Raw genomic sequence first — 23914 nt, 5'->3', positions numbered from 1 at the left:
ATGAGTGAACTCTTAGCCGGTGAGCCCGCTCGCGTCACGCGCATCGGTCGGCAACCCGCCACCACTCACGCCGACATCAGCCACACCGGGCTGCGGCTCTTCATCGATCGCGGTTTCGATCGAGTCACCGTCGACGACATCGCCGCGGCGTGCGGCATCGGCAGACGCACCTTCTTTCGCTACTTTCCGTCGAAGAACGATCTGCCGTGGGGCCAGTTCGACGAGATGCTCGCGGGCATGCGCGAGCACCTCGCGTCGTTGCCGCGCAGCCTTCCCCTGCGCGATGCCCTGCGCATCGCCATCGTGGTCTTCAACCACATCCCCGACAACGAACTGCAGTATCACCGCGAACGCATGACCCTGCTGCTGACCGTGCCCTCGCTCGTGGCGCACTCGACCATTCGATACGCCTCGTGGCGGCAGGTGATCGCCGATTTCGTGGCAGAACGGCTCGGCGTCTCGGCGTCGGGCCTGGTGCCGCAGACCATCGCCTTCGTCTGCCTCGGTGTGTCGATCGCCGCGTATGAGCAATGGCTCGCCCATGATGACGCATCGCTGAGCGACTTGCTCGACCAGGGTTTTCTCGCGGCTCGAGATCTGATGCTGCTCGACGAGCCCGGCCGAACGTGACCGCACCGGCCGCAGACGTCATCGTCGTCGGCGCCGGTGGTTCTGGCGCACCGCTCGCCCGAAGGCTGGCAGAACGGGGCGCGACGGTGCTCTTGCTCGAAGAGGGGCCCGTGCCCGCCCCCCTATCGACCCTCGACGCCTCGAGCCTCGCCGCGGCCATGCCAGGGCATCCACTGGCCGCGACCTTCGCCGCCGAGCTCGCACCGGGTCGCCCCCACACCGTCGTGCGGGGTCGCGTCGTCGGAGGCTCTACCGCGATCAACGGCGGCTACTTTCGTCGGGCGCGCGCGCACGACCTCGACGACTGGGCGACCACGGCCGGCGATGCCCGCTGGAGCGCAGAGCGCACGGCGCCGCTCTGGGCCCGGCTCGAGAACGATCATGATCTGGGCGATCACCCCGGCCACGGCTCAACGGGCCCCATGCCTGTCACCCGAAGCGCCCTCGACCACCCCCTGAGTGCCGCCCTGCTCGCGGGCGGCATCGAGCTCGGTCTGCCCGTCGAGCATGACAAGAACGCCAGCCCGCAGGCCCCGCCCGGGGTCGGGCCGACACCGACGAACACGGTCGGAGGCGAACGCGTCAGCACCGCACGCGCGTACTTGCCAGGCGCCCCGGCGACGCTCGAGGTGCGCGGTGGCCATCGAGTGCTGCAGGTGATCGTGCGTGCCGGGCGGGCGGTCGGAGTGCTCGCCGTCGCCGGCAGCGAGGCCGTGCAGTTCTCGGCCGACCTCGTCGTGCTGTGCGCCGGCGCGCTGAGCACACCCCACGTGCTCATGCTCAGCGGCATCGGCCCGAGCGCTTCACTCGCCGCACACGGCATCCCCGTGGTCGTCGACGCACCAGCGGTGGGCGCTCGGCTCGACGATCACCCTCAGCTCGTGCTGCCCTTCGCGATGCCCGTCGAGACGCTGAGTGTTGCGGTCGACGGCGCGCTCGGGGTGTCGCTGCACGCCTCGAGCGGCGTCGGCGGCACTGCCTCGAGCGTCGCAGATCTCGAAGTTCTCGCCCTCATGCGCCCCCTCGGCCGCATGCTGGGCACCGATGACGCCGATGCGATGCTGAGCCTGCTCGTCTCGCCGCTGCGCGGCAGCGGCGGCGGCCGGGTCGAGCTCGACCCCGCAGACGCACTGGCGCCGCCCCGCGTGCGGTTCAACTACGCCGCGACCGACGACGATCGGGCGCGACTTCGGTCGAGCGCGCGCTTCGCCGCCCGGCTGCTCGAGAGCGCACCCCTGCAGAGCATCGGAGCCGTGCCCGTGCACAGACAGGTGAGCAACCTCGACGACGAGGCGCTCGACGGCTGGATTCTCGCGAACCTCTCGACGGCGCTGCACTCGTGCGGCACCACACCCATGGGCCTCGACCCGGCGACGTCGGTCGTCGACGGCCGAGGCGCAGTGCACGGGGTGGTCGGCCTGCACGTGGCCGACGTCGGCATGCTGCCGCGCGCCCCCACCGGTGGGCCGGCAGCCACTGCCGTGCTCATCGGCGAGCTGATCGCCGACGCGCTCGCCCCCTAGAGCTCGAGCTCGGCGACCCCGGCGAAGGGGTTGCCGAACCGGTGCGTCGTGATCGACACCGCCTGCTCGCGCACGAAGGGCAGCAGTTCAACGCGGCCCGCGGTCGTGACGGCCCCCGACCAGACGGCGACGTCGGGGTCGCCCTCGACGGCCTCGTGCAGTGCACGGGCGACACGTGCGCCGTCTGGCGCGATGAGGCGGATGCGGGCGGGGCGGGCATCCCGCACCGCGTCGGCGAAGCGCGCATCCGTCTCGATCGCGACCGACGTGGCCCGCAGGGCCGAGATTCCCGAGTCGATGAGCGCGAGCAGGCTCGCCGGCACCGGCACGGCGCTGCTGATGCTCACGCGTGATGCGGCGCGCGTCGCAGCGAGCAGCACGCGCACGAGCTCGGCCATCGAGCCGCCCTCGGCGAGTCGCACGGCGACCGGCGCTGGGCGATACCGCAAGACGTTGCGCTCGACGATGTGCGCCGTCGTCGCGCCGAGCTGGCTCGCGTCGCGCGCGACGCCGAACTCGTCGCCCCACGCGAGCTGGTCGCTCACAGCCCCCGCTCGGGCCATGTCGAAGCCGGCGAAGTCGAGCCCGGGCTGCGCGGCTTCGAGCACTTCGCGCACCCGCCGGTCGATGCCGCGCATGCTGAGCGACTCGCGCGGCTCGCGCGGCACGGGCGTGAAGGTTCCGAACCCCATGACGTATGACGGCCCGCCCGCTTTCGTCGAGCCTCCGACGCTCGAACGCTTCCAGCCGCCGAAGGGCTGTCGGCGCACGATCGCTCCGGTGGTGCCGCGGTTGACGTAGAGGTTGCCGGCTTGCACGGCGGCGAGCCAGTGGTCGATCTCGTCGACATCGAGCGAGTGCAGGCCCGCCGTGAGCCCGTAGGGCGTCGCGTTCTGCAGGTCGATCGCCTCGTCGAGGTCGCGAGCGCGCATGAGGCCGAGCACCGGGCCGAAGTACTCGGTGAGGTGGAACTCGCTCTCGGGGGCGACCCCGCGCTTCACGCCAGGAGTCCACACCGAACCGCTCGCGTCGAGCGCTCGCGGGGGCACGATCCACTCTTCGCCCTCGTCGAGCCGGGTGAGGGCGCGCAGCAGCTTGCCGTCGGCGCGCTCGATGAGCGGCCCCACAGTGGTGGTCGCATCGAGCGCGTGCCCGACCCGCAGCGTCGTGACGGCGTCGACCAGTTGGCGCTCGAAGCGCTCTGACGTCGCCACCGATCCGACGAGTATCGCGAGCGACGCCGCAGAGCACTTCTGACCGGCGTGCCCGAAGGCCGAGCGAACCAGGTCGGCGACGGCGAGGTCGAGGTCTGCCGACGGTGTGATGATGATCGCGTTCTTGCCGCTCGTCTCGGCCATGATCGGCAGGTCGGGCCGCCATGAGCGAAACAGCGCAGCGGTCTGCCAGGCACCCGTCAGCACGAGCCGGTCGACTGCCGGGTGCGCGATGAGCGCCTGGCCCACCTCGTTCTCGGGCACGTCGACGAAGCGCAGAACCTCACGCGGCACCCCGGCATCCCACAGCGCTTCGACCATGACGGCGGCGCTGCGGCGCACTTGCGGCGCAGGTTTGATGATCACTGCGCTGCCCGCGGCGAGCGCCGCCAGCACTCCGCCGGCGGCGATCGCGACGGGAAAGTTCCACGGCGGCGCGACGACCGTCAGGCGCGCGGGGGTGAACGTCGCGTCGTCGATGCGCGCCAGGTCGCGCGCGCTCTCGGCGTAGTAGTGCGCGAAGTCGATGGCCTCGCTCACTTCGGGGTCGCCTTCGGCGAGGGTCTTGCCGGCTTCGGCCGCCATCACTTCGAGCAGGTCGGCGCGGCGCGCGGCGAGCATCCGCCCGCATCGATGCAGGATGCCCGCGCGATGCTCCACCGATCGCCCAGCCCAGTCGGCGGCGGCACCGCGCGTCTCGGCGACGATGCGCTCGATCGCGGCGGCCGAGGCGACGCCGCTCACGTCGACGAGCGCCTGCCCGCGAGTGGTCGTCTGAGCGCGCTGCAGGATCGCGCGCCCCCACGCCCGATTGTCTGGCAGCGAAGGGTCAGTGTCTGCGACGTTGTGGAAGCCGTCGCGAACGCCCGCCGGAACAGGCAGCGCGTCTGGCTCGTCGAGGGGCCGCTCGGTCAAGCGGTTCTGCACACGGCGCGCCGGGGGCGCGTGCGGCGACGACTCGAACAGGGCGAGCGATGCGCGAAAGCGCTGCTCTTCACGCTCGAAGATGGTCTCGTCGCGCGTGAGCTCGAAGACTCCCGACAGAAAGTTCTCGGTGCTCGCATTCTCTTCGAGCCGCCTGATGAGATAGCTGATGGCCGAGTCGAAGTCGCGCGGGTGCACGACGGGCGTGTAGAGCAGAAGGTGCCCGACGGTGCGTCGCACGGCGTCGGCCTGGTCGGGCGCCATGCCGAGCAGCATCTCGACCTCGACCGCGTCGGCCACGCCCCGTGCTTCAGCGAGCTGCCACGCCCACGCGATGTCGAACAGGTTGTGGCCGGCGAGGCCGATGCGCACCGCATCCGCTCGATCGGGGTGCAGTGCGGCCTCGATCACGCGCTTGTAGTTGGCGTCGCTGTCACGCTTGCTGGGCAGCACGGCCACGGGCCAGTCGTGCAGCGCAGCATCCACTCGCTCCATCGCCAGGTTGGCGCCTTTGACCACTCGCACCTTGATGCCGGCCCCGCCCGCGGCGCGGCGGCGCTTCGCCCACGTCGTCAGCCGATCGAGGGCGGGCAGCGCTTCTGGCAGGTAGGCCTGCAGCACGATGCCCGCCTCGTAGTGGCGCAGCGAGGGTCGGTCGAGCAGCTGCTGAAAGACCTCGATCGTCAGGTCGAGGTCGCGAAACTCTTCCATGTCGAGGTTGACGAAGGTGGGGTTCACGCCATGCGCGGCGAGGTCGTAGAGCGGTGCGAGCCTCTCGACGACGCGCTCGACGGTCTCGTCGAACGCCCACATGCTCACCTGGCTGACGATCGCCGAGACCTTCACCGACACGTAGTCGACGTCAGAGCGCTTGACGAGCTCGGTGATGCCCTCGAGCCGGCGATCGGCTTCGCCGTCGCCCAGCACAGCCTCGCCGAGCAGGTTGATGTTGAGCCGGTCGCCCTCGGCGCGCAGGCTCTCGAGCGTGCGGCCGAGCCGGTTCGGCGTCGCGTCGATGACGAGGTGCCCCACCATGCTTCGCAGCACTCGGCGTGCGATGGGCACGATCGGCCACGGCAGCAGGCGGGCGAGGGGGCCGCCGATCGCGATGAGCGCGCGCAGGGGCCAGGGCAGAAAGCTCGGGATGCTCTGCGCCAGCTGCTCGAGGTTGCGCCCCGCAACGCGCAGGTCGTCTGGTCGCGCCACCCGGTCGACGAAGCCGATCGCGAAGTCGAGCCCCACCGGGTCTTGCAGCAGCCCAGCGAGTCGTGCTGCGCTCGGGTCGGGCTTGGCGCGGACGGTGAGGGCGAGCCACCGTCGGACGAGTGCGACGGCCTCGTCAGCGGTCGGCTGCTCACGTGTGCTCACCCCCCTATCCTCTCCCGTCGCGTCACCAGCGGCTACTCTGGGCCACATGACCGATCGCCGCGACGTCGTCATCATCGGCGGAGGCCACAACGGGTTGACCGCCGCCGCCTACCTCGCGAAGGCGGGGCTCGACGTGCAGGTGCTCGAGCGTCTCGACGTGCTCGGTGGTGCCGCCATCTCGGCGCAAGCGTTCGCCGGGGTGGATGCCCGGCTCAGCCGCTACAGCTATCTCGTGAGCCTGCTGCCCCAGCGCATCATCGACGACCTGGGGCTGCAGATCGAGCTCGCTCCTCGCCGCTTCAGCTCGTACACTCCGCTGCCGGGCACCGACACCGGCCTGCTCGTCGACAACCACGACCCGTTCGCGACCGCCGACAGCTTCGCTGCCCTCGGGGCAGAAGAAGACGCGCTCGCCTGGGCCACCTTCTACGAGGGCACGCAACGACTCGCGCGCGCACTGTTTCCGACAGTGACCGACCCCCTGCTCACGCGGTCTGAGGCGCGCGCGGCCGTGGGCGACGATGCACTGTGGAACGCCCTCATCGAGCAGCCCATCGGTCGCACGATCGCCGACACCTTCTCGAACGATCTCGTGCGCGGCGTCGTCTACACCGACGCCCTCATCGGCACGTTCGCCCCCAACGACGACGCGAGCCTGCTCGCCAACCGCTGCTTTCTGTATCACGTGATCGGCGGCGGCACGGGCGACTGGAATGTGCCCGTCGGCGGCATGGGCGCCGTCTCGGGTGAGCTCGAGCGTGCCGCACGGCTCGCCGGGGCGACCCTCACGACGAGTGCCGAGGTCACTGCGCTGCAGCCTGACCGAGTCGTGCTCTGGGTCGACGCCGCCGGAGTCGAGCACGCCACCGCCGCCCAGCATGTGCTCGTCAACTGCTCGCCGCACGAGCTCGCGCGGCTGCTCGCGGCGGGCGGCGGCGCGGGGGCATCCGATCACGGCCTCGCCACCCCGCCCGCAGAGGGCGCCCAGGTCAAGGTGAACCTGCTGCTGCAGCGCCTGCCTCGGCTTCGGGATGCTGCGCTCGACCCCGCGGCAGCCTTCGGCGGCACGTTCCACATCAACGAGACCTTCACGCAGCTGCAGGCCGCGCATGACGCGGCCGTCGCCGGCCGCGTGCCTGATCCGGTGCCCGCCGAGATCTACTGCCACTCGCTCACCGACCCGAGCATTCTCGGCCCCGAGCTGCGGGCATCGGGGGCGCAGACGCTCACCGTCTTCGCGCTGCATGTTCCCGATCGCCTGCTGACCGAGGCGAACAACGATGCGATGCGTGAGACCCTGCAGCACGCCGTGCTCGACTCGCTCGACTCGGTGCTCGCCGAGCCCATCGAGAGCCTGCTCATGACCGACGCCGACGGTCGACCATGCGTCGAGACCAAGACCACGCGCGACCTCGAGCACGCGCTGCGGCTGCCGGGCGGCAGCATCTTCCACGGCGACCTCGACTGGCCGTGGGTCGAGAACGATGAGGTGCTCGACTCGCCCGCTCAGCGCTGGGGCGTCGCCACCGGTCTCGACGGCGTGCTGCTCTGCGGGTCGGGAGCACGCCGCGGCGGCGCCGTCAGCGGCATCGCCGGCCACAATGCTGCGATGGCCGTGCTCGAGACCCGCTAGTCCGTGAGATCGCGAGCCAGCACGACCGACTGCCACGGCAGCAAATAGCGAAAGCCGAAGCTCTGCTGATTGTCAACGATGATCTCAGCGTCACGATATGCCGCCCACGGCGAGCGCTCCGCGTCGAGCGTCTCCGCGACTTCAGACAGATTGGCCGCTACGAGCAGGGAACAGTCGCGTGACACTCTCTCGAAGATGAAAAGGCTCGGGTGCTCTCTGTCGTGCAACACGAACTCCCCTGTACGAATGACAGGGAGTCGGTGCCGGAGCTCGATCAAGAGCCGATAGTGCTCGAGCACACTACTGGCGTGACCCTTCTGGTCGGCAACGTTGATCACTCGGTGGTTGCGGTTCATCGGAATCCACGACAACCCCGTCGTGAACCCTCCCCCGTCGTCGCCCGTCCATTGCATGGGCGTGCGCGCGTTGTCTCTGCTCGTCTCGCGCAGCCGACTGAGAACAAGAGCAGGATCCTCTCCGCGTTCGTCCACTGCGTCAGAGAAGTGGTTCAGGGTCTCAATGTCTCGATAGTCCGAGATCGACGTGAACCGCACGTTCGTCATGCCGATCTCTTCACCTTGGTAGATGAACGGGGTGCCCTGCTGCAGATGCAGCACGGTCGCCAGTGCCGTGGCCGACTCGCGCCAGTACGCGCCATCGTTGCCGAAGCGGCTGACGGCTCGGGGTTGGTCGTGATTGTTCCAGTAGAGACTGTTCCACCCGCGGCCGGCAAGGCCGAGTTGCCACCGCTCGAAAGACGCCTTGAGGTCGACGAGCGACGCCTTGCGCAGCGACCACTTGCCGTCTACGCCGTGATCCAGCCCGACGTGCTCGAACTGAAAGACCATGTCTAGCTCGCGCCGCTGAGAGTCAGTGAAGAGCTGAGCTTGGTCTATCGTCACCCCCGGCATCTCGCCGACAGTCATGAGCACGCGGTCTCGCCCCGCGAAAACTTCGTCGTGCATCTCCTTCAGAAACTCGTGGATGCGCGGCCCGGCGGCATAGTGCGCAAACCCGTCTCCCCACCGCGCCCCATCGGCCACTGGACCGTCTGGCAGAGCGGGATCTTTCGAGATGAGGTTGATGACGTCCATGCGAAAGCCATCAATACCTCGATCGAGCCAGCGATTCATCATGCCGTGAATCGCCCGCCGCACCTCGGGGTTCTCCCAATTGAGATCGGGTTGCTTTCGCGAGAACAGATGCAAGTAGTACTCGCCCGTCTGCGCGTCGAGCTGCCACGTCGAACCCGAAAAGAATGACTCCCAATTCGTGGGCTCCGCGCCCTCCTGGCCGGGCTCGAAACCCTCTCGTGCCGGTCGCCACCAGTACCAATCTCGTTTCGGATTCGTCGTCGAACTCGCTGATTCGATGAACCACGGATGCTCGTCAGAAGTATGGTTCACCACGAGGTCCATGACGATGCGTATGCCCCTCGCATGCGCTTCGGCGATCAGCTCATCGACATCGGCGAGTGTTCCGAATGTCGGGTCGATGTCTTCGTAGTCGCTGATGTCATAGCCATTGTCATCGTGCGGTGAGCAATAGATCGGGCTCAGCCAGATCACGTCGACGCCCAGATACTCCAGGTGATCGAGGCGACTGATGACCCCGCGCAGGTCACCAATTCCATCGCCATCGGAGTCGGCAAAGCTGCGCGGGTAGATCTGGTAGGCGACCGCGCTCTGCCACCAAGGAGCGTCGTGCTGGTGGAGGCGAGAGTCGTCAGAACTGAGGAGAGTCATGATGTGGCGCCACGATCGTCCACGAGGTCAATAATCACGACTTGCCAGATCTGCAACTCCGGGAGAGTGAACTGCGCGTGCTCGCCCTCCAGCGCTGCGACAGGCTCGATGACCACTCCTGGTCGATCGGGGTCAACCACCCGAACCCGAGGCCGTGCTCCGGCAACGCACCGTATGCGAAGCACTCCATTGGCCACGGCGGCGATCGGAGCCCTCGGCGCATCCCAAAGAGCGTCTGGCTGGTCGACGAGATTGATGAGGTGCACGACGAGGCGATTCCGCACGGTCGTGATGCGTCGCCAGACTCCGCCCGTCACCGCCTCGTCGTGGGTCGAGACGTCCGGGTACGTGACGTCGCAGTCGTCGTTGTACTCGCGGGCGAGACACGCAGTCGCGTCGACGAGATCGGGCTCCATGAGCACTTCATCGAACTCGACGAGAAAGTCGTACCAGCGCACAAGAAGTTCAGCGGTGGAGGGTTCGACGACATGATTGCGCACGTAGTACGGGTCGACCAGGATGCGGTCGCCTTCACCCGCGAGCAGCTGGGTCGCACCGTGCGAGTAGAGGGTCGCCATCGTGAGGGCAGTCGCTCGATCTGCAGACTCTGCAGGTGCACTGTCATACACGTGTTGATACGCCGCAAAGACAACAGGTTTGCCGTCTGCGACGCTTCGCGCTCTTGATGCTCGAGCAGCGAGTGCTCCGAGGGTGTCGACCGGCTGCCACGGCTCGATGTAGACCGCATCTTGAGGAGTGGAACCGGTGGCCCACGTCGGAAAGTCATTGACGTTGTTGAAGACGAGGTGGGCTTCGGGCAGTGCCTCGCGAACTCCACCGATCATCCGAACGAATGACTCGCTCGTTCGGACGACTGCTCCGTCGGCGCGGCGGGCGATCTTTGGGTACCCGAACTGGTCCAGGTGAAAGCCCGAGAAGCCCAGGCGGCGAGTGGCGGCGACGAGCTCTCGTTGCAAGTGCGCAAGCCAGTCAGGTGCTGCGGGGTCGACGATGAACAGAAAGTCGCCAAGCGCGAAAGGCTCGCCGTCAGCACGCAGCAGTGCATCGTGGCTCCACTTCTCCCACTCATCCGGACCCACTGCGTATATCGCGGCGTAGCCGATGGCGTGCGAGCCGACATCGTGTACAGCCTCGATGAGCCGCATCACGGTCGCCAGGTCGACAGGTTGACCAAGAGCGTCCGCGTACTGATCACCGCCGCCGAGCAGGTCTGCATGCCGATATGCCCAGTCGTAGAACAGAACCCCTGTGAGGTGAAGTCGACGCAAGAGGTCACTGAGTGCTGCCGAGTCACGCCCAGGCGAGAAGTCCACCGCGAACCCGTAGCGCAATCGAGACCGAGGAGTCGATGAGACCTCAACCGCAGTTCGGGCGACGTGGTGCTCCCCATGGAGTTCGACTGCGTAGCGTCCTTCCGGAAGCCGCTCAAGACGAACTGTCTGGCCACCCTGGTGAGCGAGCCGCGCGATCTGGTCACCCAACTGGCGCACGACCACCTCACCGACGACAGAGCCTCCGCGAACGTCAAGGTCGATCGGCTCGCCAGGTAGGTACGTGGCGCGCGTGGGGAGAAGAGTGAAGGTGGTGGTCATCCTTTGATTGCTCCTGAAGTGAGGCCCTGCACGAAGTAGCGCTGAAAGACGAAGAACACGATGATGACCGGCACCACCGCTATGACTGAGGCCGCGAACACGATTCCCCACTGGACGGCGTTGTTGCCAGAACCCGCAAAGAGACGAATCGCCACCGGCAAAGTGCGAATCTCAGGGTTGTTGATGATGGTCAAAGCCCAGGCAAACTCATCCCAGCAAGCGAGGAAGGTGAAGATGGTGGCTGTGGCGAGTCCGGGTTTGGCGAGTGGCAAGGCCAAACGCCAGTAGCGCGTCCATGCATTGGCACCGTCCATCTGCATAGCGTCATCGAGTTCTTGCGGGATCGACTCGAAGAACCCGCGCAACAAGAATGTGTTGAGGGCGAGCGTGCCCGCGACATAGAACACGATGAGTCCCGCGAGCGAATCGAGCAGCCCGAGCTGCTTGGCGAGAATGAACTGCGGAATGATCAGCATGATCGCGGGAATCATCAGCCCGAGCAGCAGCACTCGGAAGATTGTCTCTCTGCCTGCAAAGTGGAACCGGGCGAAGGCGTACGCCATCATCGAGCTCAAGAGCAACGAGAGTGCAGTCGACACCGCGGTGACGAACACCGAATTCGCGAAGTACCGCGCGATGTTCTCTGTCGAGACGACGGCGGCGTAGTTCGCCAGAGTCGGGTCGCTGGGAATCAGCTGCGGCGGGGTGGTGAGCACGAACGTCTGTGGCTGAAACGACGTCGACAGCATGTAGACAAAGGGCGTCACCATGATCACGGCTCCGGCCGCCAAGACCACGTGGCGCGCGGTGAGGCTCCAGCGATGCCGGGCACGCTGGCGTTGAGTACGGATCACCGTGCGTCCTCTCGATAGCGGCTTCGGAATCCCCGCAGCTGCACTACGGAGAAGGAGAACACGACGAGCGTGAGCAGCACGGCGATCGCCGAGCCATAGCCGAAGTCGAGGTATTCAAAGGCTTGCTGATACATGTAGGTCAAGAGAACTTGAGTGCGACCCGCGGGTCCTCCGCCGGTCATGAGGTACACCGAGATGAAGACATTGAAGCCGCCGATAACGAGCATGACGGTGACGAAGGCCAACGCGGCCCAGATGGCGGGAAGGGTGACGACCCGGAAGCGCTGCCACGCATTCGCTCCGTCTACCGTCGCCGCTTCGATCAAACCAGTGGGGACGCCTTGCAGGGCGGCCAGGAAGATCATCATCGACCACCCGATCCCCTTCCAGATGCCGAGCGCAGCGATAGCAGCCATACCTGTCCAGCGATCGGCAAGCCATGACGTATCTCCGTCGGTCAGCTGAAGTACCTCGCCGAGCGTGAAATTGACGAGTCCCGCATCTGCGAAGAGGAATCTGAACAAGAGGCTCACGACCACCCAGCTCGTGACCACGGGAAGGTAGTAGAGAACTCGGAACAAGGGCTGCGCCGGGCTCTTCATGTGCAGCAGCAGCGCCACGGCCAGACCAATGACGATCTGCGGAATGACGGTCGCGACGATGTACACCACGGTGTTGACACCTGACACCCAGAACTGCGGGTCTCCGAAGGCGCGCGCATAATTGCCGAACCCGAGGAACTCGCTCGTAGCCGAACCGACAATCTTCCAGTCGAAGAAGCTCATCTGAAAGGCCTGCGCCGTCGGATAGATGATGGCCAGGAGGAAGACCGCAAAGCCGGGCACGATGAAGAGGTACGGCGTCAGGCGTCCAGTAAGGGTCGTTGCCCGTCGTCGCTGCGCCCGCGCCCTGGGCGCGGAAGCCGAGGCTTCCGCGCCCAGGGTTGCGGTGGCGTTGTCCACCCTGGCTCTCATGATCAGCCGCGCGCGAGCACGGCGTCGATTTGCTCGGCCGCGCGGCGAAGCGCTTCCTGAACCGAGACCGAACCCTCGAAGGCGGGGGTGAGCTCGGTGTTGAGGATCGTGTCGACTTCGGACCCGCCCGTGATGGCGAGACGACTCTTCGCAGTCGACAGTTGTTCGGTGAACAGTGCGAGCCCCGGCACTAGTTCAACCTGCGCGTCACCGAGAGCCTCAATGATGGTGAGTTGGCCGGTCGGGACGAGCGCCAGTTGGAACTCTGCAGTCTGGGTGAATCGGATGAAGTCGAGCGCAGCTTCCTGATGCTTCGAGCTAGACGTCAGCACGATATTCTCACCGCCGACGACGCTGATTGACCCGCCAGGGCCCGCGGGCACAGGAGAATAGATCGGCGCAAAGTCGGGGAACTGATCACTCCAGATGCCTTGCATCCATGGGCCGTCCAGAATGCTGGCGTAGTTGCCGCCTGGAAGCCCTTCACTCGTTGACACCGAGCCTTCGTTTCCCGTGATGCCCGTCGACACCTGCCCGGCTTGATAGAGATCGACCAGCATCTGCACCGTGGCGATGTTCTCGGGACTGTCGAGCACCCCCGACGACGTCGTCAGCGCTTCATCGGCAATGTCCCCTCCACCTGACCACAGCCACGGCATGATGTTCCACGCACCGAGGCCACCGTCGGCGAACGCTTGAATGCCCGTGCCGTCGAGCGCGGCCGCCATAGCGCGCACCTCATCGAAGGTCGCGGGCGGTGCATCCATGCCCGCTGCCTCAAGCGCATCCGGGTTTGAGATGAGCACCCGGGTGTTCGTGTTCAGCGGCAGTCCGTAGTACTCACCCTGGTAGAAGTTCGTCGACAGACTGCCTTGGTAGACCGCGCTGGCCAACTGATCGAAGTCATCCATGACCTGAGACAGTGGAACCAGCACGCCCAGGTCGGCGAAGCGGGGGACCCATCCGAGATCGGCCCGAACCAGATCGGGGAGCGCATCGCCTGCGGCGCTCGTCGTCAGCTTCTGGAGGAGGTCGTCATACGCGACGTCGACGTACTGCACTTTGACGCCGGGGTGCGCGGCTTCGAATGCAGGGATGAGCTCGTTGTCGAGTACTGCTTGTTGTGCCGAATTGCCACCGTTTCCGTATGCGCCCCAGAAGGTGATAGTGACGTCGCCGTCATCTGGATCAGCCGAAGGTGAACAGCCGGCCGCGCCGATCGCGACGAGTGCCGTGATGGTCAGGGCAAGCCCCGACCGTGTAGATCGCATCATTGCGAATCTCCTGTCGTGTGTTGGGAATGAACCGTCGTGAGACGTGGCGACACATCGGTATTAGTTCTATGACAATAGAAACCTCGTGTCAAGTCCCTATTTTGCGGAGCATGTTTCGCGGTGTAAGTTCTTTGAAGAAAGAATTTCCTGTCCGACGTGACGCGTCGGCGCCACGCAGCCGAGGAGTGCCTGTGAGGATTTCCACCGTCGAGTGGGCCCCAGACGTCGGCGCGACCAGAGCCGTCGCGCTCGAGGTTCTCCTCCATGGACCCATCGCGCGCAGTGAGATCGCGAAGAAGCTGCAGCTCTCTGCCGGAAGCTTGACACGCCTCGCCGCTCCACTGATCGAGGCCGGGGTGCTCATAGAAGGCGACGAACAGAGCCGAGGTCGAGCAGGGCGACCGAGTAGGCCGCTCGACATTGTTCCCGAGTCGCGTCACTTCTTGGGCTTCAAAGTGACGAGCAATAGCGTTCTCGGTGTCGTGACCGACCTTCGCGCAACAATTCTGGGCACGCGAACGGCGAACCTTCGTTCAACAGCCGTCGAGCACGTCGTTGACATCATCGAGGCGCTCTCGCGCGAGCTCGGCGGCTTGGTTCCGTCGGTGAACGCGATGGGCATCGGCGTAGGTGCGCTGATCGGCAGTGACGGGGTCGTGCGTAGCGCCCCTTTTCTCGAATGGACCGATGTTCCGCTACAGCAATTGGTGCGCGAGCGCACGAGTATTCCGACGGTGGTCGCCAACGACCTGGTCGCCTTCACCGAGTACGAGAACTGGTTCGGAGCAGGGCGTGAACTCGAGCGATTCGCTGTCATCACCCTCGGTGCCGGCATCGGGTATGGCCTCGTTGTGCACGACGAGATCGTCATGGACGACGATTACGGCATCGGCCTCGTCGGGCACTGGCCGATGGACCCCTACGGGCCCCTGTGCCCTGCTGGCCACCGTGGTTGTGCGCGCACCGTGCTCACCAGCATGGCCATAGCAGGCTCTGTGAGCGCTGCGTTGGGCCGGACGGTCAGCTACGACGAGGCGCTCGACCTCGCGCAGGCCGGCGAGCCGGCCGCCGCGCGAGTCATTGACGAAGCCGCCCGCGGTTTGGGCCGTCTGATCGCTGCAATAGCGAATCTCACGATGCCTGAAATGGTCGTCATCGGTGGTGAAGGAGTTCGACTGACGTCGATCGCAGAGCTATCCATCCGCGCGGGCATGTCCGAGAATCGAGACCCCCGAACTCGAGAGTTGCCCCTGAACTTCACCTCGGGCGACGACTCAGAGTGGTGTCGTGGGGCCGCCGTGCTCGCGATTCAAGACTACGTTCTGCCCTAAGCATCCGGCCGCTCATCACCCGTCGAGCGCCACCGAGGCGATGAGCATGAGGGCCACGACGCTGCTGGCGAGTAGCACGAGCAGCGTGCGCACCATGAGTGCCCACGGGTCTCGATGCTCGGCGGTCGATCGGCGAACGCGTGGCGTCGTGGCGCCGATCAGCAGTGCCGCCATGGCGAGGGCGGCGGCGATGATGCCGACGAGCGGCTCGCCGAGCTGCAGCGCGGTCGCGGCGGCGACGAGAGCGACGAGGGCCGAGTGAGCCGCGGTGCGCTGCCACGACAGGCTCGTGCGATCGACAGGGCCGCGGCGAGCATCCACTGCCGCATTCATCGCGTGAGCTCGAGTGCCTGAAACGCGGCGAAGCCCGCGAGAAAGAGACCCACGGCGACCACTCCGGCGACCACCCAGGGCAGTGCTGCCGGGTGGGGCAGTGGTTCGCGCAGTCGCAGTGCCCGCTCGGCCCGTCGCCAAGAGACGAGCGCCCACACGCCGAGCGCTGCTCCGCCGAGGCTCGAGATGGCGGCGATGATCACCACGACGACAGGCAGGTCGCCGAAGCTCGCGAGGGTCGCGAGTGCGACCCCTCCTGCGACGAGCGCCATGCCCGTGCGAATCCATGACAGAGCCGTGCGCTCGTTGGCGAGCGAGGCCTGCACCTCTGGTTCCTCCCCTACCGAGTAGACAGAGCGAGGGCGTCGGGAGTCGTCGGTCATGACCGCACGCTATCGCGCGTGATCGACGCTCGACCAGGGCTTGACGAACGTCACGTCCACACGCTCGGGGCCGGCTCGCGGCGCGACGGCAGCGACGCGCTCTGGCTCCACGCTGCAAGCCATTCGGGCAGCGGGTGGTGTGCCGGGTCGAGCCCGAAGAGTTCGGCGAGTTCGGGAATCGGCACCACGCCGCCGCTCTTCTTCAAGAAGCGGGCCTTGATGACGGCGCGAGCACAGATCTCACCGTCGCGAACGAAGCGCTGCTCGACGTAGCCGGCGATCTCGTCGAGTCCGACGATGCGGGTTTCGAGCTCGTACGACTGCCAGGGGTCGAGCGACCGGCGGTAGGTGATGGTCGAGCTCACGACCACCGGGTAGTAGCCCCGCGCGGTGAGCTCGCGCCAGACGCCCGAGCGCACCATGAGGTCGATGCGGCCGAGATCCATGATCGATAAGTACACGCCGTTGTTCATGTGGCGTTGCAGGTCGAGGTCGTTGGGCAGCACCCTGAAGCGCACCCGGCTGACATCGGTGGGCGCGAGCGTGGGCCGTCGGCGAGCGCGCACGAGCACCCACCAGAGTCGTAGCAGTTTGTTCACCGGGCCACGCTACGACGCTCAGTGCCCGCGGTGGTCACTGATGGTGGCTCGTGCACCGAAACTCTGCACGTCGACCCCCAGTGAGGTGATGAGTCGCACAATCCGCTGCCGGTGACCCGCCCAGGGTGCAAGAAGCTCGAGCATTCCCGCGTCGTCGACACGGTCGCCCGTGAACCAGGTGCCGACCACGTGCGGAAGGTGGGCGTCGCCGACGCTCACCAGGTCGGGGTGGCCATGCGAGCGCTGCAGCACTTCGGCGACAGTCCACTGCCCCACGCCCGGAATCGACTGCAGCGCCACCTCGAGCGCGCTCGGCTCGAGCTCGGTCAGTCGATCGAGCGATGCCGAGACGGCCGCCACCCGCCGAATGGTGGCCATGCGCTGCGGGCCCACTCCCGCGCGGTGCCACTCATGATCGGGGATGCTGCGCCAGCCCACCCCGTCGGGCATGACCGTGAGACCCTCGGGTGCATGGCCTGGCGCCCGTTCGCCGTGCTGCAGCACGAGCCTGCGCCACGCGCGCCGCGCTTCGACGCCGGTCACCTTCTGCTCGAGCACCGCCGCGACCGCGGCTTCGAGCACGATGCCGGTGCTGGTGAGCCGCAGACCGCGCCGCCGTCGTCGCGCGCGGCTCAGCGCAGTGGTTGCGGCGTCGTCGCGCGCGGCGAGCACGGCGTCGAGCGGGCGCCAGTCGTCGTGCTCGCCGATGAGCGCGGGTGCACGGTCGACGCTCCAGGTCGCGCCCGGGCCCCAGGCCTGCGCGCGCAGGTATTCGCCCTCGACGAGCAGCCGCAGCGTTGCGGTGCCCTCGGGTGTGCGCTGCGCGCGCCAGACCTCGCGCCAGCCCTCCGGCCCCTCGACGACGTGCAGGGTCGGGTCGCCGCGTCCGCGCCGGATGAAGCCGATCGTGGCCGCGAGATCGCGCGGCTCGGAGGTGCCGAGCTCGAGCTCGGCATCCGGAGTCGCGGCGATCACGCGACCAGGCTACGCAGGCTGCTACCCGCAGGTGTACGTCACGCCGCCGACCTCGTGAATGCCGGGGCCCAATTCGGCGCACGCGCCGAAGAGGCTGCCGAACAGGGCGCCGCCGCCGACCAGCAAGGCGATGACGATGACCATTCCGATGAAGCCGATGATGATGCCGGCGAGCGCGAAGCCGTTCTTCTGACCGACCTTCTTCGACTGGTTGAGGCCGATGAACCCCACGATGATGCCGATGAGGTGCAGACCGATGATCGACAGCACGAGCGCGACGACGCCCATGGTCTTGCCGGGGTTGACCGGGGCGGGTGAGGCGGCGGCAGGTGCGGGTGCGGGGGGAGGTGCGTCGGTCATGTTGACTCCTGCGATTCGGGAACCGAAGTGGTTCCGTTCGCACGAATCGTAGTGTTCGGCGCGCCTCGCGCAGAAGAGTAATTCCTACTTCTCATCACGGGCACGAGTAGGTGATGCCGTCGACCTCCCACACGCCCGGCCCGAGGTCTCTGCAGGCCTCGGTGATGAAGCTCCAGAAGGCGGCCCCGCCCGCGATCATGAGGCCGATCACGACCAAGCTGATGACGAAGAGCACGGCACCCACGATGACCCCTGCGAGCGCGAAGCCGTTCGTGTTGCCGACCTTCTTCGACTGCGAGAGGGCGACGAGCCCGACGACGACACCGACCAGGTGCAGCCCGATGATCGACAGCACGAGGGCGACGATGCCCATGGTCTTTCCCGGGTCGGTCGACGCCGGAGGGCTGACCAGAGGAGCGGTGGGGGGAGGGGCGTCGGTCATCGTGACTCCTGCGAACGAGAACCTGGATGGTTCTGGATGGCTCGCATCGTATTCGCGTGCGGCACCGCGGCGGAAGACCCGTGCAGTCGATGCAGAGGCGGCCCGCTTTCGCACCACGCGCGCTGACCCACCATGATGGTGACTATGCGCATCGGAATGCTCACCTCCGGCGGAGACGCCCCCGGCCTCAACGCGGTCATCCGCGCCGCCGTGCTCACGGGAACCACCGTGCACGGCCACGACTTCGTCGGCTTCAAAGACGGCTGGAAGGGCCTGGTCGAGAACGACACCGTGCCCCTCTCTCGGCACGAGGTGAAAGGCATCTCGAAGCAGGGCGGCACCATTCTCGGCACGAGCCGCACCAACCCCTTCGAGGGGCGAGGCGGGGTCGATCGCATCAACCAGGTCTTCGCCGAGCACCGCCTCGACGCACTCATCGCCATCGGCGGCGAGGGCACCCTCGCGGCGGCGAAGCGGCTGACGGATGCTGGCATTCGTATCGTCGGAGTGCCCAAGACCGTCGACAACGACCTCGACGCCACCGACTACACCTTCGGGTTCGACACGGCCGTGCAGATCGCGACAGAGGCGATGGATCGCCTGCGCACGACCGGCGACGCCCACAATCGCTGCATGGTCGCCGAAGTCATGGGTCGTCACGTCGGCTGGATCGCCCTGCACTCGGGCATCGCCGCCGGCGCCCACGCGATTCTCATTCCCGAGCAAGACACGAGCCTCGAGCAGCTCTGCGCCTGGGTGCAGAGCGCCTACGACCGCGGTCGCGCTCCGCTCGTGGTGGTGGCTGAGGGTTTCAGCCTCGACGGCGACGAAGAGCCGCTCAACGAGCGCGGTCTCGATGCATTCGGGCGACCACGGCTCGGCGGCATCGGCGAGCGCATCGCGCCGCTCATCGAAGAGCACACCGGCATCGAGACTCGTGCCACGACGCTCGGGCACATCCAGCGCGGCGGAACCCCGAGCGCATTCGACCGCGTGCTCGCAACCCGGCTGGGCATGGCGTCGATCGGGCTCGTCAACGATGGTGCATGGGGCAGCATGGTGGCGCTGCGCGGCACCGAGATCGAGGCGGTCGGGTTCGAGGCCGCCCTCGGAAAGCTCAAGACGGTTCCTCAAGCCCGCTACGACGAGGCGGCGCTACTGTTCGGGTGATCGCTTCGCCCCCGTCTGCTCGCCCGGCATAGGCTGACTCGCATGACACGCGGCTGGCTGATCACCCGAGGCGACTCGAGCGAGAACGACCTGAGCGTCGAGCTCGTCGATCTCACCGACGACGAGCTTCGCCCCGGCGAGAACGAGGTCGGTGACGTCATGGTCGATGTCAGCTGGTCGAGTCTCAACTACAAAGACGCACTGGCCTTCGCCGGCAACCGCGGGGTGGTGCGCGTGCCTCGACTGGTGCCGGGCATCGACGTCGTCGGCACTGTTGCCGAGTCGACGAACCCGCGCTGGTCGCCCGGCGACCGTGTGCTGCTGAACGGCGCGGGGGCTGGAGAGACCCGGCACGGCGGCCTCGCGCAGCGGGCGGTGCTCGACGGGTCGACCCTCATCGCCACGCCGACAGCGTTCACCGATGCCCAGGCTGCCGGCATCGGAACCGCAGGCTTCACCGCCATGCTCGCAGTGCTGGCGCTCGAGAGGCACGGCGTGACAGAGGGCGATGTGCTCGTCACGGGTGCAAGCGGGGGTCTCGGGTCATTCGCGATCGCGCTGCTCGCCCGCGCCGGCTTCTCGGTGACGGCAGTGACGGGCCGCCGCGAGAACGAGCATCGCCTTCGCGAACTGGGCGCGACGACGGTCATCGATCGTGCTGAGCTCGATCGAGAGAGCCGGCCGCTCGAATCGCAGCGCCACGCCGGCGTGATCGACTCGGTCGGGGGCCGCTCGCTCGCGACCGCCCTCGCGATGCTGCAGCACAACGGCGCGGCCGTGGCGTGCGGCAACGCCGCGTCTGCTTCGCTCGAGACCACCGTGATGCCGTTCATCTTGCGAGGCGTCACGCTCATTGGCGGCAATTCTTCGCTCGTCGCACCGGCACTGCGCGAGCAGATCTGGCGCCGCCTCAGCGAAGACCTCGACACCGAGGTCGTCGACCTCATCGCTCGACCCATCGAGCTCGATGCCGCCCGTGACGCAGCAGGCGAACTGCTCGCCGGCACCATCACCGGCCGGCTCTCGGTGCGCGTGGCCCCCGGCGCTGTCACCCAGGAGGAAGCATGAGCGCGCTCACTATCATCGGTCTGATCGTCGCGGGCATGGCCGCCCTGCTGCATCTCGCCTTCTTCGTGCTCGAGAGCGTTCTGTTTCGGCTGCCGTTCGGGCGGCGCGTGTTCGGAGTGCGCCCCGAGCATGACTCCCCCGCACTGCGACTCTTCGCGGTCAATCAGGGCATCTACAATCTGGCGCTGGCGCTGCTCGTGCTCGCCGGCCTCGTCCTGACGATCGCGGTGCCCGATGCCGCATTCGGCACCGTCTTGATCATCGCCGGATGCTCGGTCATGGTCGTCGCGGGCGTCGCCCTCGCGATCACGGCTCCGAGACGCACTCTGCCGATCGCTCTCGCGCAGGCAGGTCTGCCGCTCGTGGCGACCGTGGCGATCGTGGCAGGGTGACTCGCCTGACCTACGAGACGACGGGCGGGCAGTTGTCGTCGGGGTTCATGGCGTAGTCGACGAGCGCATGCACGAGCGACTGGCTCGTGCGCTCTTCGGCGATGCGGTGAACGGTGAGACCTGCCGCGCGCGCGTCGAACGCCGTGCGCGGGCCGATGCAGACGACTGCCGAGCAGTCGGGCAGTGGTGCGAACTGCTCGGCGATCTGCCGCGCGACACTGCCTGAACTGACGAGCAGAGCCTTGATGCGCCCGTCGGCGATGTCGGTGGCGACCTCAGCCGCGGCCTCGACCCCAATCGTGCGGTACGCGGTGACGAAGCGCGCGGCGATGCCTCGCTCGAGCAGCCCGCTGACGAGCGTGGGCTCTGCGATCTGAGACTGGGGCACGAGCACCACTCTCGTCGTGTCGGCGTCTGGCCACTCTCTCACGAGTCCGCGAGCCGAGTGGTCGCTCGGCACGAAGTCGACGTCGTAGCCCGCGAGCTGCAGAGCCTGGGCCGTCGTCTCACCGACGGCGGCGACCCGTGTCGTGGGGGGCAGTGTCACGCCGTGACCCACGAGCACGTCGACGGTGGTCGCGCTCGTCACGACCAGCCAGTCGACGGCACCGCGCTGCAGATCATCGAACTCGGCTGCCAGCCGCTCGGCGTCATCGCTCGGTGCGAAGTTGATGAGGGGCGCGATGACGGGAATCGCTCCCAGTGCGCGCAGGTGCGCAGCGACGCTGTCGCCCCATTTTCCGCCGCGCGGAACGAGCACGCGCCAGCCCAGCAGGGGCTTGATCACGGGCAGTGCGCCCGTGGGCGTGCGCTCGATCGTCACATCGTGGGGGGAATACATCCCCTCCATCATCGCCCCGTCAGGTCGAGAGTCATAATCGAGCGCTGGCTCAGCATCCGCTCGATCGGGCTCTCAGTCGTCGCTGAAGATCGCCCACGCGACCAAGCCGACGACAACGACGGCCGCGGCCGTGGCACCGATGATCCACGGCACAGGGTTCTCTTCGTACGAGCTCTTCACACGCTCGGTGAGCTCGCTGGCCTGCTTCTTCACGTCGAGCTTCTCGTCGATGGCGTCGAGTGTCTGCTCGAGGCGAGCACGCACTGCGTCGACAGACTGGTTGGCAGACTCATTCATGATTGCCGTCACTTTCTGATGCCGCGCACGACGCGCACATCTTCTTTCACGCTTTCGATGGTCTCAGTCGGGGTCGGCGGTACGCCGTGCTTGAGTTGGGCGATGCCGATCGCTGCGGCGATCCCGGCGAGCGCCAGCAAGGCCCCTCCGACGATCAACGCCGCGGCCCACCCGGGCAGCACGAGCGACAGGGCCAGAACCGCGGCCGCTGTCAGCACGAGAACCGCGAAGAAGGCGAAGGCTGCGGCGGTGACGAGAAAACCTGCTCCGATACCGGCAGCCTTGAGCTTGCCGATGATCTCGTTCTTGAGCGACTCGATCTCGGCAGCGATGAGCTCACGAATCAAGCCAGGAATGTCGGTCAGCAGGGCGAAGAGCCCTCGCCGTTCGCGCGGCGTCGCCGCGTCTGGGTCAGTCATCAGCAGCCCTTCCGGCCCGTCACGACGATGTGCCGCTGCTGCGCGACGTGCTCGCCGGCTTCTTCTTGGCCGTGCTGGTCGACTTCGCCGGGGTCTTGGCGGCTGGCTTCGAAGCGGGCTTCTTCGTGGTCGCCATGCTGGTCACCTGATCGACGACCTTCTTGGCACCGTCTGAGACGAAGTCTTCAACCTGGTCGACTCGGCGCTGCACCCGGGGGTCATTCCAGAAGCTGTTGGCGACGGCCTTCAGTTGCTCATAGCGTTCACGGCCCGCACGACTACCGAGCACGTAACCGACAGCGAGTCCGGTCGCAAATAGGATCTTGCCTCTCATGACGTTCTCCTCACTCCACCCGAGCACTTCGACTCATCGGCGGTGGCGACACCAGCGTAGTGGCCGCCCCTCTACAGGGTGCCAGGAATGCAGAGCGTATTCTCAGGGGTTGACGTCGTCGTCACGCATCAGGTAGGCCCCCTTCACGGCAGCGTTCACGCCCGCCGAATCCCACCACCGGGCCACGATCTCGATGGCCTCATCGACCGTCAGCTCGCTGTCGCTCTCGACCCGCAGCAGCGTCAGCGATGGGTCTTGCCCGTAGAGCGAGGGCCACAGCGACGAGAGATCGAGCACGCGGCGAACGGGGGCGCCTGTCGAATGACCCGCGAGCACCCCGGCGCCCCGGCGCCCCGCCGGCACCTGCGACCCGTCGAGCACGAGAGTGGCGATCGCGCCCCGCGGTCTGTCGTGCGTCTCGATCACCGAGTCAGCGTCGTCGCGAACCATGTCGAGAGACTCACGATCGACGCCGAGCTCAATCGGCACCCCGTAGGTGTCGAGCTCGGCGAGCAGCGCGGTGACGAGCGTTGACGGCCCGCCTGCGATGGCGGTCAATCGGTGGTGACCGGCATCGTCGAGCCGCAACTGCGTCACCGCCCGGGTCAGGGAGTTCTGCTGCAGCATGAGGTGTCGCAGCCCGTCGATATCGGTGGGGCTCAGTTCGTCGAGTGCGCTGCCGGTGAGCGCGCGCACGACGGGCGCCACGAGAGAGTCGGTGATGCCCACCCCGAGTCTCGCCCGCACGAGCTCGCCGAGAGTGCTCGCCTTCGATCCCCTGGGCCCGGGCATGACAGCGTCGAGCATGCCGCGCCACGCTGCCCGCCGACCCACGATGGCGATCGTCTCTGCTGCGAGCGGCGCCGCCGGCACGCCGACGACATGCATCTCAGGCAGAGGCAGAGTGCCTGTCGGGGTCGCCAGCCACCAGCGCTTCGGCTCTGACGGCACCAGGCCGGGGCTCTGCCCCGATCGGTCGACGACGTCAGCGAGCGCAGTGTCGAACGGGTCGAGATAGAGCGTGCCGACATCGAGGGTGACTCCGGCGATCTGTGCGCTGAGCGCGCTGGCTCCTGCGCGCGACGCGGTGTCGAGCACGCGGACGGTGCGGCCCTGCAGCACGTTCTGGCGGGCCGCGACGAGGCCGGCGAGGCCCGACCCGACCACGATGACCTCGTTCACCTCGCCATTCTCGCGCACAGTGCCGCTCAGCCCGAC

The 23914-nt window shown here is 67.0% G+C and carries 24 protein-coding genes; 7 read left to right on the top strand and 17 right to left on the bottom strand.

Translation table 11 applies throughout. From position 1 onward, the window contains the following. Positions 1-630 (top strand): mycofactocin system transcriptional regulator, encoded by a 630-nt coding sequence (mftR, locus tag KIT89_RS10445; RefSeq protein WP_297601245.1) that lies wholly within the window; start codon positions 1-3, stop codon positions 628-630. Further along, a complete protein-coding gene (locus KIT89_RS10440) occupies positions 627-2153 on the top strand; it encodes a GMC family oxidoreductase (protein WP_297601244.1) in 1527 nt (508 codons plus the stop codon). Before mftR ends, KIT89_RS10440 begins: the two co-directional genes overlap by 4 nt. On the opposite strand, the gene KIT89_RS10435 is transcribed toward KIT89_RS10440, so the two are convergent. Continuing rightward, positions 2150-5659, bottom strand: coding sequence for a bifunctional proline dehydrogenase/L-glutamate gamma-semialdehyde dehydrogenase (locus tag KIT89_RS10435; RefSeq protein WP_297601241.1), 3510 nt, complete (start codon positions 5657-5659; stop codon positions 2150-2152). The genes KIT89_RS10440 and KIT89_RS10435 overlap by 4 nt on opposite strands. Positions 5660-5705: 46 nt before the next feature. Between KIT89_RS10435 and KIT89_RS10430 the strand changes: the two genes are divergently transcribed. Beyond that, positions 5706-7292 carry an NAD(P)/FAD-dependent oxidoreductase gene (locus KIT89_RS10430; RefSeq protein ID WP_297601238.1) on the top strand — a complete coding sequence of 529 codons (1587 nt, stop codon included), beginning with the start codon at positions 5706-5708 and terminating at the stop codon, positions 7290-7292. Here the strand turns inward: KIT89_RS10430 and KIT89_RS10425 are convergent. From KIT89_RS10425 to KIT89_RS10405, 5 genes are read right to left on the bottom strand one after another with little or no spacing between them, the layout of a single operon-like run. Continuing rightward, a complete protein-coding gene (locus tag KIT89_RS10425) occupies positions 7289-9037 on the bottom strand; it encodes an alpha-glucosidase (protein WP_297601235.1) in 1749 nt (582 codons plus the stop codon). The genes KIT89_RS10430 and KIT89_RS10425 overlap by 4 nt on opposite strands. Further along, positions 9034-10650: a glycoside hydrolase family 66 protein gene (locus KIT89_RS10420; protein WP_297601232.1), complete on the bottom strand. Its 1617-nt coding sequence runs from the start codon at positions 10648-10650 to the stop codon at positions 9034-9036. The genes KIT89_RS10425 and KIT89_RS10420 overlap by 4 nt, the downstream gene beginning before the upstream one ends. Further along, complete coding sequence (locus tag KIT89_RS10415) at positions 10647-11504, bottom strand: carbohydrate ABC transporter permease (protein ID WP_297601230.1); 858 nt, start codon at positions 11502-11504, stop codon at positions 10647-10649. Before KIT89_RS10415 ends, KIT89_RS10420 begins: the two co-directional genes overlap by 4 nt. Continuing rightward, positions 11501-12466 (bottom strand): carbohydrate ABC transporter permease, encoded by a 966-nt coding sequence (locus tag KIT89_RS10410; protein ID WP_297601227.1) that lies wholly within the window; start codon positions 12464-12466, stop codon positions 11501-11503. Before KIT89_RS10410 ends, KIT89_RS10415 begins: the two co-directional genes overlap by 4 nt. 14 nt (positions 12467-12480) lie before the next feature. Further along, entirely contained in the window at positions 12481-13752 is a 1272-nt protein-coding gene (locus KIT89_RS10405) for an extracellular solute-binding protein (RefSeq protein WP_297601225.1), read from the bottom strand. 191 nt (positions 13753-13943) lie between these two features. On the opposite strand from KIT89_RS10405, the gene KIT89_RS10400 reads away from it, so the two are divergent. Then, the gene (locus KIT89_RS10400; RefSeq protein ID WP_297601222.1) at positions 13944-15083 is read left to right on the top strand and encodes an ROK family transcriptional regulator; all 1140 of its coding nucleotides are present in this window, start codon (positions 13944-13946) and stop codon (positions 15081-15083) included. 15 nt (positions 15084-15098) lie between these two features. On the opposite strand, the gene KIT89_RS10395 is transcribed toward KIT89_RS10400, so the two are convergent. The 6 genes from KIT89_RS10395 to KIT89_RS10370 all read right to left on the bottom strand — a co-directional run bounded on the left by KIT89_RS10395 (position 15099) and on the right by KIT89_RS10370 (position 18175). Next, the gene (locus KIT89_RS10395) at positions 15099-15404 is read right to left on the bottom strand and encodes a hypothetical protein (protein ID WP_297601219.1); all 306 of its coding nucleotides are present in this window, start codon (positions 15402-15404) and stop codon (positions 15099-15101) included. An 8-nt stretch (positions 15405-15412) separates the two neighbouring features. Further along, positions 15413-15799 carry a DUF202 domain-containing protein gene (locus KIT89_RS10390; RefSeq protein WP_297601216.1) on the bottom strand — a complete coding sequence of 129 codons (387 nt, stop codon included), beginning with the start codon at positions 15797-15799 and terminating at the stop codon, positions 15413-15415. Positions 15800-15849: 50 nt separating this feature from the next. Further along, positions 15850-16398 carry a thioesterase family protein gene (locus KIT89_RS10385; RefSeq protein ID WP_297601213.1) on the bottom strand — a complete coding sequence of 183 codons (549 nt, stop codon included), beginning with the start codon at positions 16396-16398 and terminating at the stop codon, positions 15850-15852. A gap of 18 nt (positions 16399-16416) precedes the next feature. Further along, positions 16417-17373: a DNA-3-methyladenine glycosylase 2 family protein gene (locus tag KIT89_RS10380; RefSeq protein WP_297601210.1), complete on the bottom strand. Its 957-nt coding sequence runs from the start codon at positions 17371-17373 to the stop codon at positions 16417-16419. A 21-nt stretch (positions 17374-17394) separates the two neighbouring features. After that, a complete protein-coding gene (locus KIT89_RS10375) occupies positions 17395-17733 on the bottom strand; it encodes a DUF4190 domain-containing protein (RefSeq protein WP_297601207.1) in 339 nt (112 codons plus the stop codon). Positions 17734-17827: 94 nt separating this feature from the next. After that, positions 17828-18175, bottom strand: coding sequence for a DUF4190 domain-containing protein (locus tag KIT89_RS10370; RefSeq protein ID WP_297601204.1), 348 nt, complete (start codon positions 18173-18175; stop codon positions 17828-17830). A 144-nt stretch (positions 18176-18319) separates the two neighbouring features. Here KIT89_RS10370 and KIT89_RS10365 point away from each other — a divergent pair, with 144 nt between their 5' ends. From KIT89_RS10365 to KIT89_RS10355, 3 genes are read left to right on the top strand one after another with little or no spacing between them, the layout of a single operon-like run. Then, positions 18320-19345, top strand: coding sequence for a 6-phosphofructokinase (locus tag KIT89_RS10365; RefSeq protein ID WP_297601201.1), 1026 nt, complete (start codon positions 18320-18322; stop codon positions 19343-19345). Between the two features lie 42 nt (positions 19346-19387). Next, positions 19388-20413 (top strand): acryloyl-CoA reductase, encoded by a 1026-nt coding sequence (locus tag KIT89_RS10360; RefSeq protein ID WP_297601199.1) that lies wholly within the window; start codon positions 19388-19390, stop codon positions 20411-20413. Further along, on the top strand, positions 20410-20805 hold the full coding sequence (locus KIT89_RS10355) for a DUF1304 domain-containing protein (protein WP_297601196.1): 396 nt from the start codon (positions 20410-20412) through the stop codon (positions 20803-20805). The genes KIT89_RS10360 and KIT89_RS10355 overlap by 4 nt, the downstream gene beginning before the upstream one ends. A gap of 10 nt (positions 20806-20815) precedes the next feature. Here KIT89_RS10355 and KIT89_RS10350 read toward each other — a convergent pair whose 3' ends face one another. The 5 genes from KIT89_RS10350 to KIT89_RS10330 all read right to left on the bottom strand — a co-directional run bounded on the left by KIT89_RS10350 (position 20816) and on the right by KIT89_RS10330 (position 23878). Then, positions 20816-21646, bottom strand: coding sequence for a uroporphyrinogen-III synthase (locus KIT89_RS10350; protein WP_297601193.1), 831 nt, complete (start codon positions 21644-21646; stop codon positions 20816-20818). A 72-nt stretch (positions 21647-21718) separates the two neighbouring features. Further along, on the bottom strand, positions 21719-21943 hold the full coding sequence (locus KIT89_RS10345) for a DUF3618 domain-containing protein (protein WP_297601190.1): 225 nt from the start codon (positions 21941-21943) through the stop codon (positions 21719-21721). An 8-nt stretch (positions 21944-21951) separates the two neighbouring features. Next, positions 21952-22362, bottom strand: a complete 411-nt coding sequence (locus KIT89_RS10340; protein ID WP_297601188.1) for a phage holin family protein — start codon at positions 22360-22362, stop codon at positions 21952-21954. Between the two features lie 19 nt (positions 22363-22381). Further along, the gene (locus KIT89_RS10335) at positions 22382-22696 is read right to left on the bottom strand and encodes a YtxH domain-containing protein (protein ID WP_297601185.1); all 315 of its coding nucleotides are present in this window, start codon (positions 22694-22696) and stop codon (positions 22382-22384) included. 102 nt (positions 22697-22798) lie between these two features. Beyond that, the gene (locus KIT89_RS10330) at positions 22799-23878 is read right to left on the bottom strand and encodes an NAD(P)/FAD-dependent oxidoreductase (protein ID WP_297601183.1); all 1080 of its coding nucleotides are present in this window, start codon (positions 23876-23878) and stop codon (positions 22799-22801) included. Between the last annotated feature and the right edge of the window lie 36 nt (positions 23879-23914).

The organism is Microcella sp. (genome assembly GCF_025808395.1).
Taxonomy (GTDB): Bacteria; Actinomycetota; Actinomycetes; order Actinomycetales; family Microbacteriaceae; genus Microcella.
Note: the sequence above shows the minus strand (reverse complement) of the source record. Positions and strands in the feature narration are given on the sequence as shown.

Coding starts and splice junctions, on each gene's coding strand:
- KIT89_RS10425 (WP_297601235.1), bottom strand. CDS start 9,037: ATGACTCTCCTCAGTTCTGACGACTCTCGCCTCCACCAGCACGACGCT.
- KIT89_RS10405 (WP_297601225.1), bottom strand. CDS start 13,752: ATGATGCGATCTACACGGTCGGGGCTTGCCCTGACCATCACGGCACTC.
- KIT89_RS10390 (WP_297601216.1), bottom strand. CDS start 15,799: ATGACCGACGACTCCCGACGCCCTCGCTCTGTCTACTCGGTAGGGGAG.
- KIT89_RS10420 (WP_297601232.1), bottom strand. CDS start 10,650: ATGACCACCACCTTCACTCTTCTCCCCACGCGCGCCACGTACCTACCT.
- KIT89_RS10375 (WP_297601207.1), bottom strand. CDS start 17,733: ATGACCGACGCACCTCCCCCCGCACCCGCACCTGCCGCCGCCTCACCC.
- KIT89_RS10365 (WP_297601201.1), top strand. CDS start 18,320: ATGCGCATCGGAATGCTCACCTCCGGCGGAGACGCCCCCGGCCTCAAC.
- KIT89_RS10345 (WP_297601190.1), bottom strand. CDS start 21,943: ATGAATGAGTCTGCCAACCAGTCTGTCGACGCAGTGCGTGCTCGCCTC.
- KIT89_RS10430 (WP_297601238.1), top strand. CDS start 5,706: ATGACCGATCGCCGCGACGTCGTCATCATCGGCGGAGGCCACAACGGG.
- KIT89_RS10340 (WP_297601188.1), bottom strand. CDS start 22,362: ATGACTGACCCAGACGCGGCGACGCCGCGCGAACGGCGAGGGCTCTTC.
- KIT89_RS10370 (WP_297601204.1), bottom strand. CDS start 18,175: ATGACCGACGCCCCTCCCCCCACCGCTCCTCTGGTCAGCCCTCCGGCG.
- KIT89_RS10350 (WP_297601193.1), bottom strand. CDS start 21,646: ATGTATTCCCCCCACGATGTGACGATCGAGCGCACGCCCACGGGCGCA.
- mftR (WP_297601245.1), top strand. CDS start 1: ATGAGTGAACTCTTAGCCGGTGAGCCCGCTCGCGTCACGCGCATCGGT.
- KIT89_RS10335 (WP_297601185.1), bottom strand. CDS start 22,696: ATGAGAGGCAAGATCCTATTTGCGACCGGACTCGCTGTCGGTTACGTG.
- KIT89_RS10360 (WP_297601199.1), top strand. CDS start 19,388: ATGACACGCGGCTGGCTGATCACCCGAGGCGACTCGAGCGAGAACGAC.
- KIT89_RS10355 (WP_297601196.1), top strand. CDS start 20,410: ATGAGCGCGCTCACTATCATCGGTCTGATCGTCGCGGGCATGGCCGCC.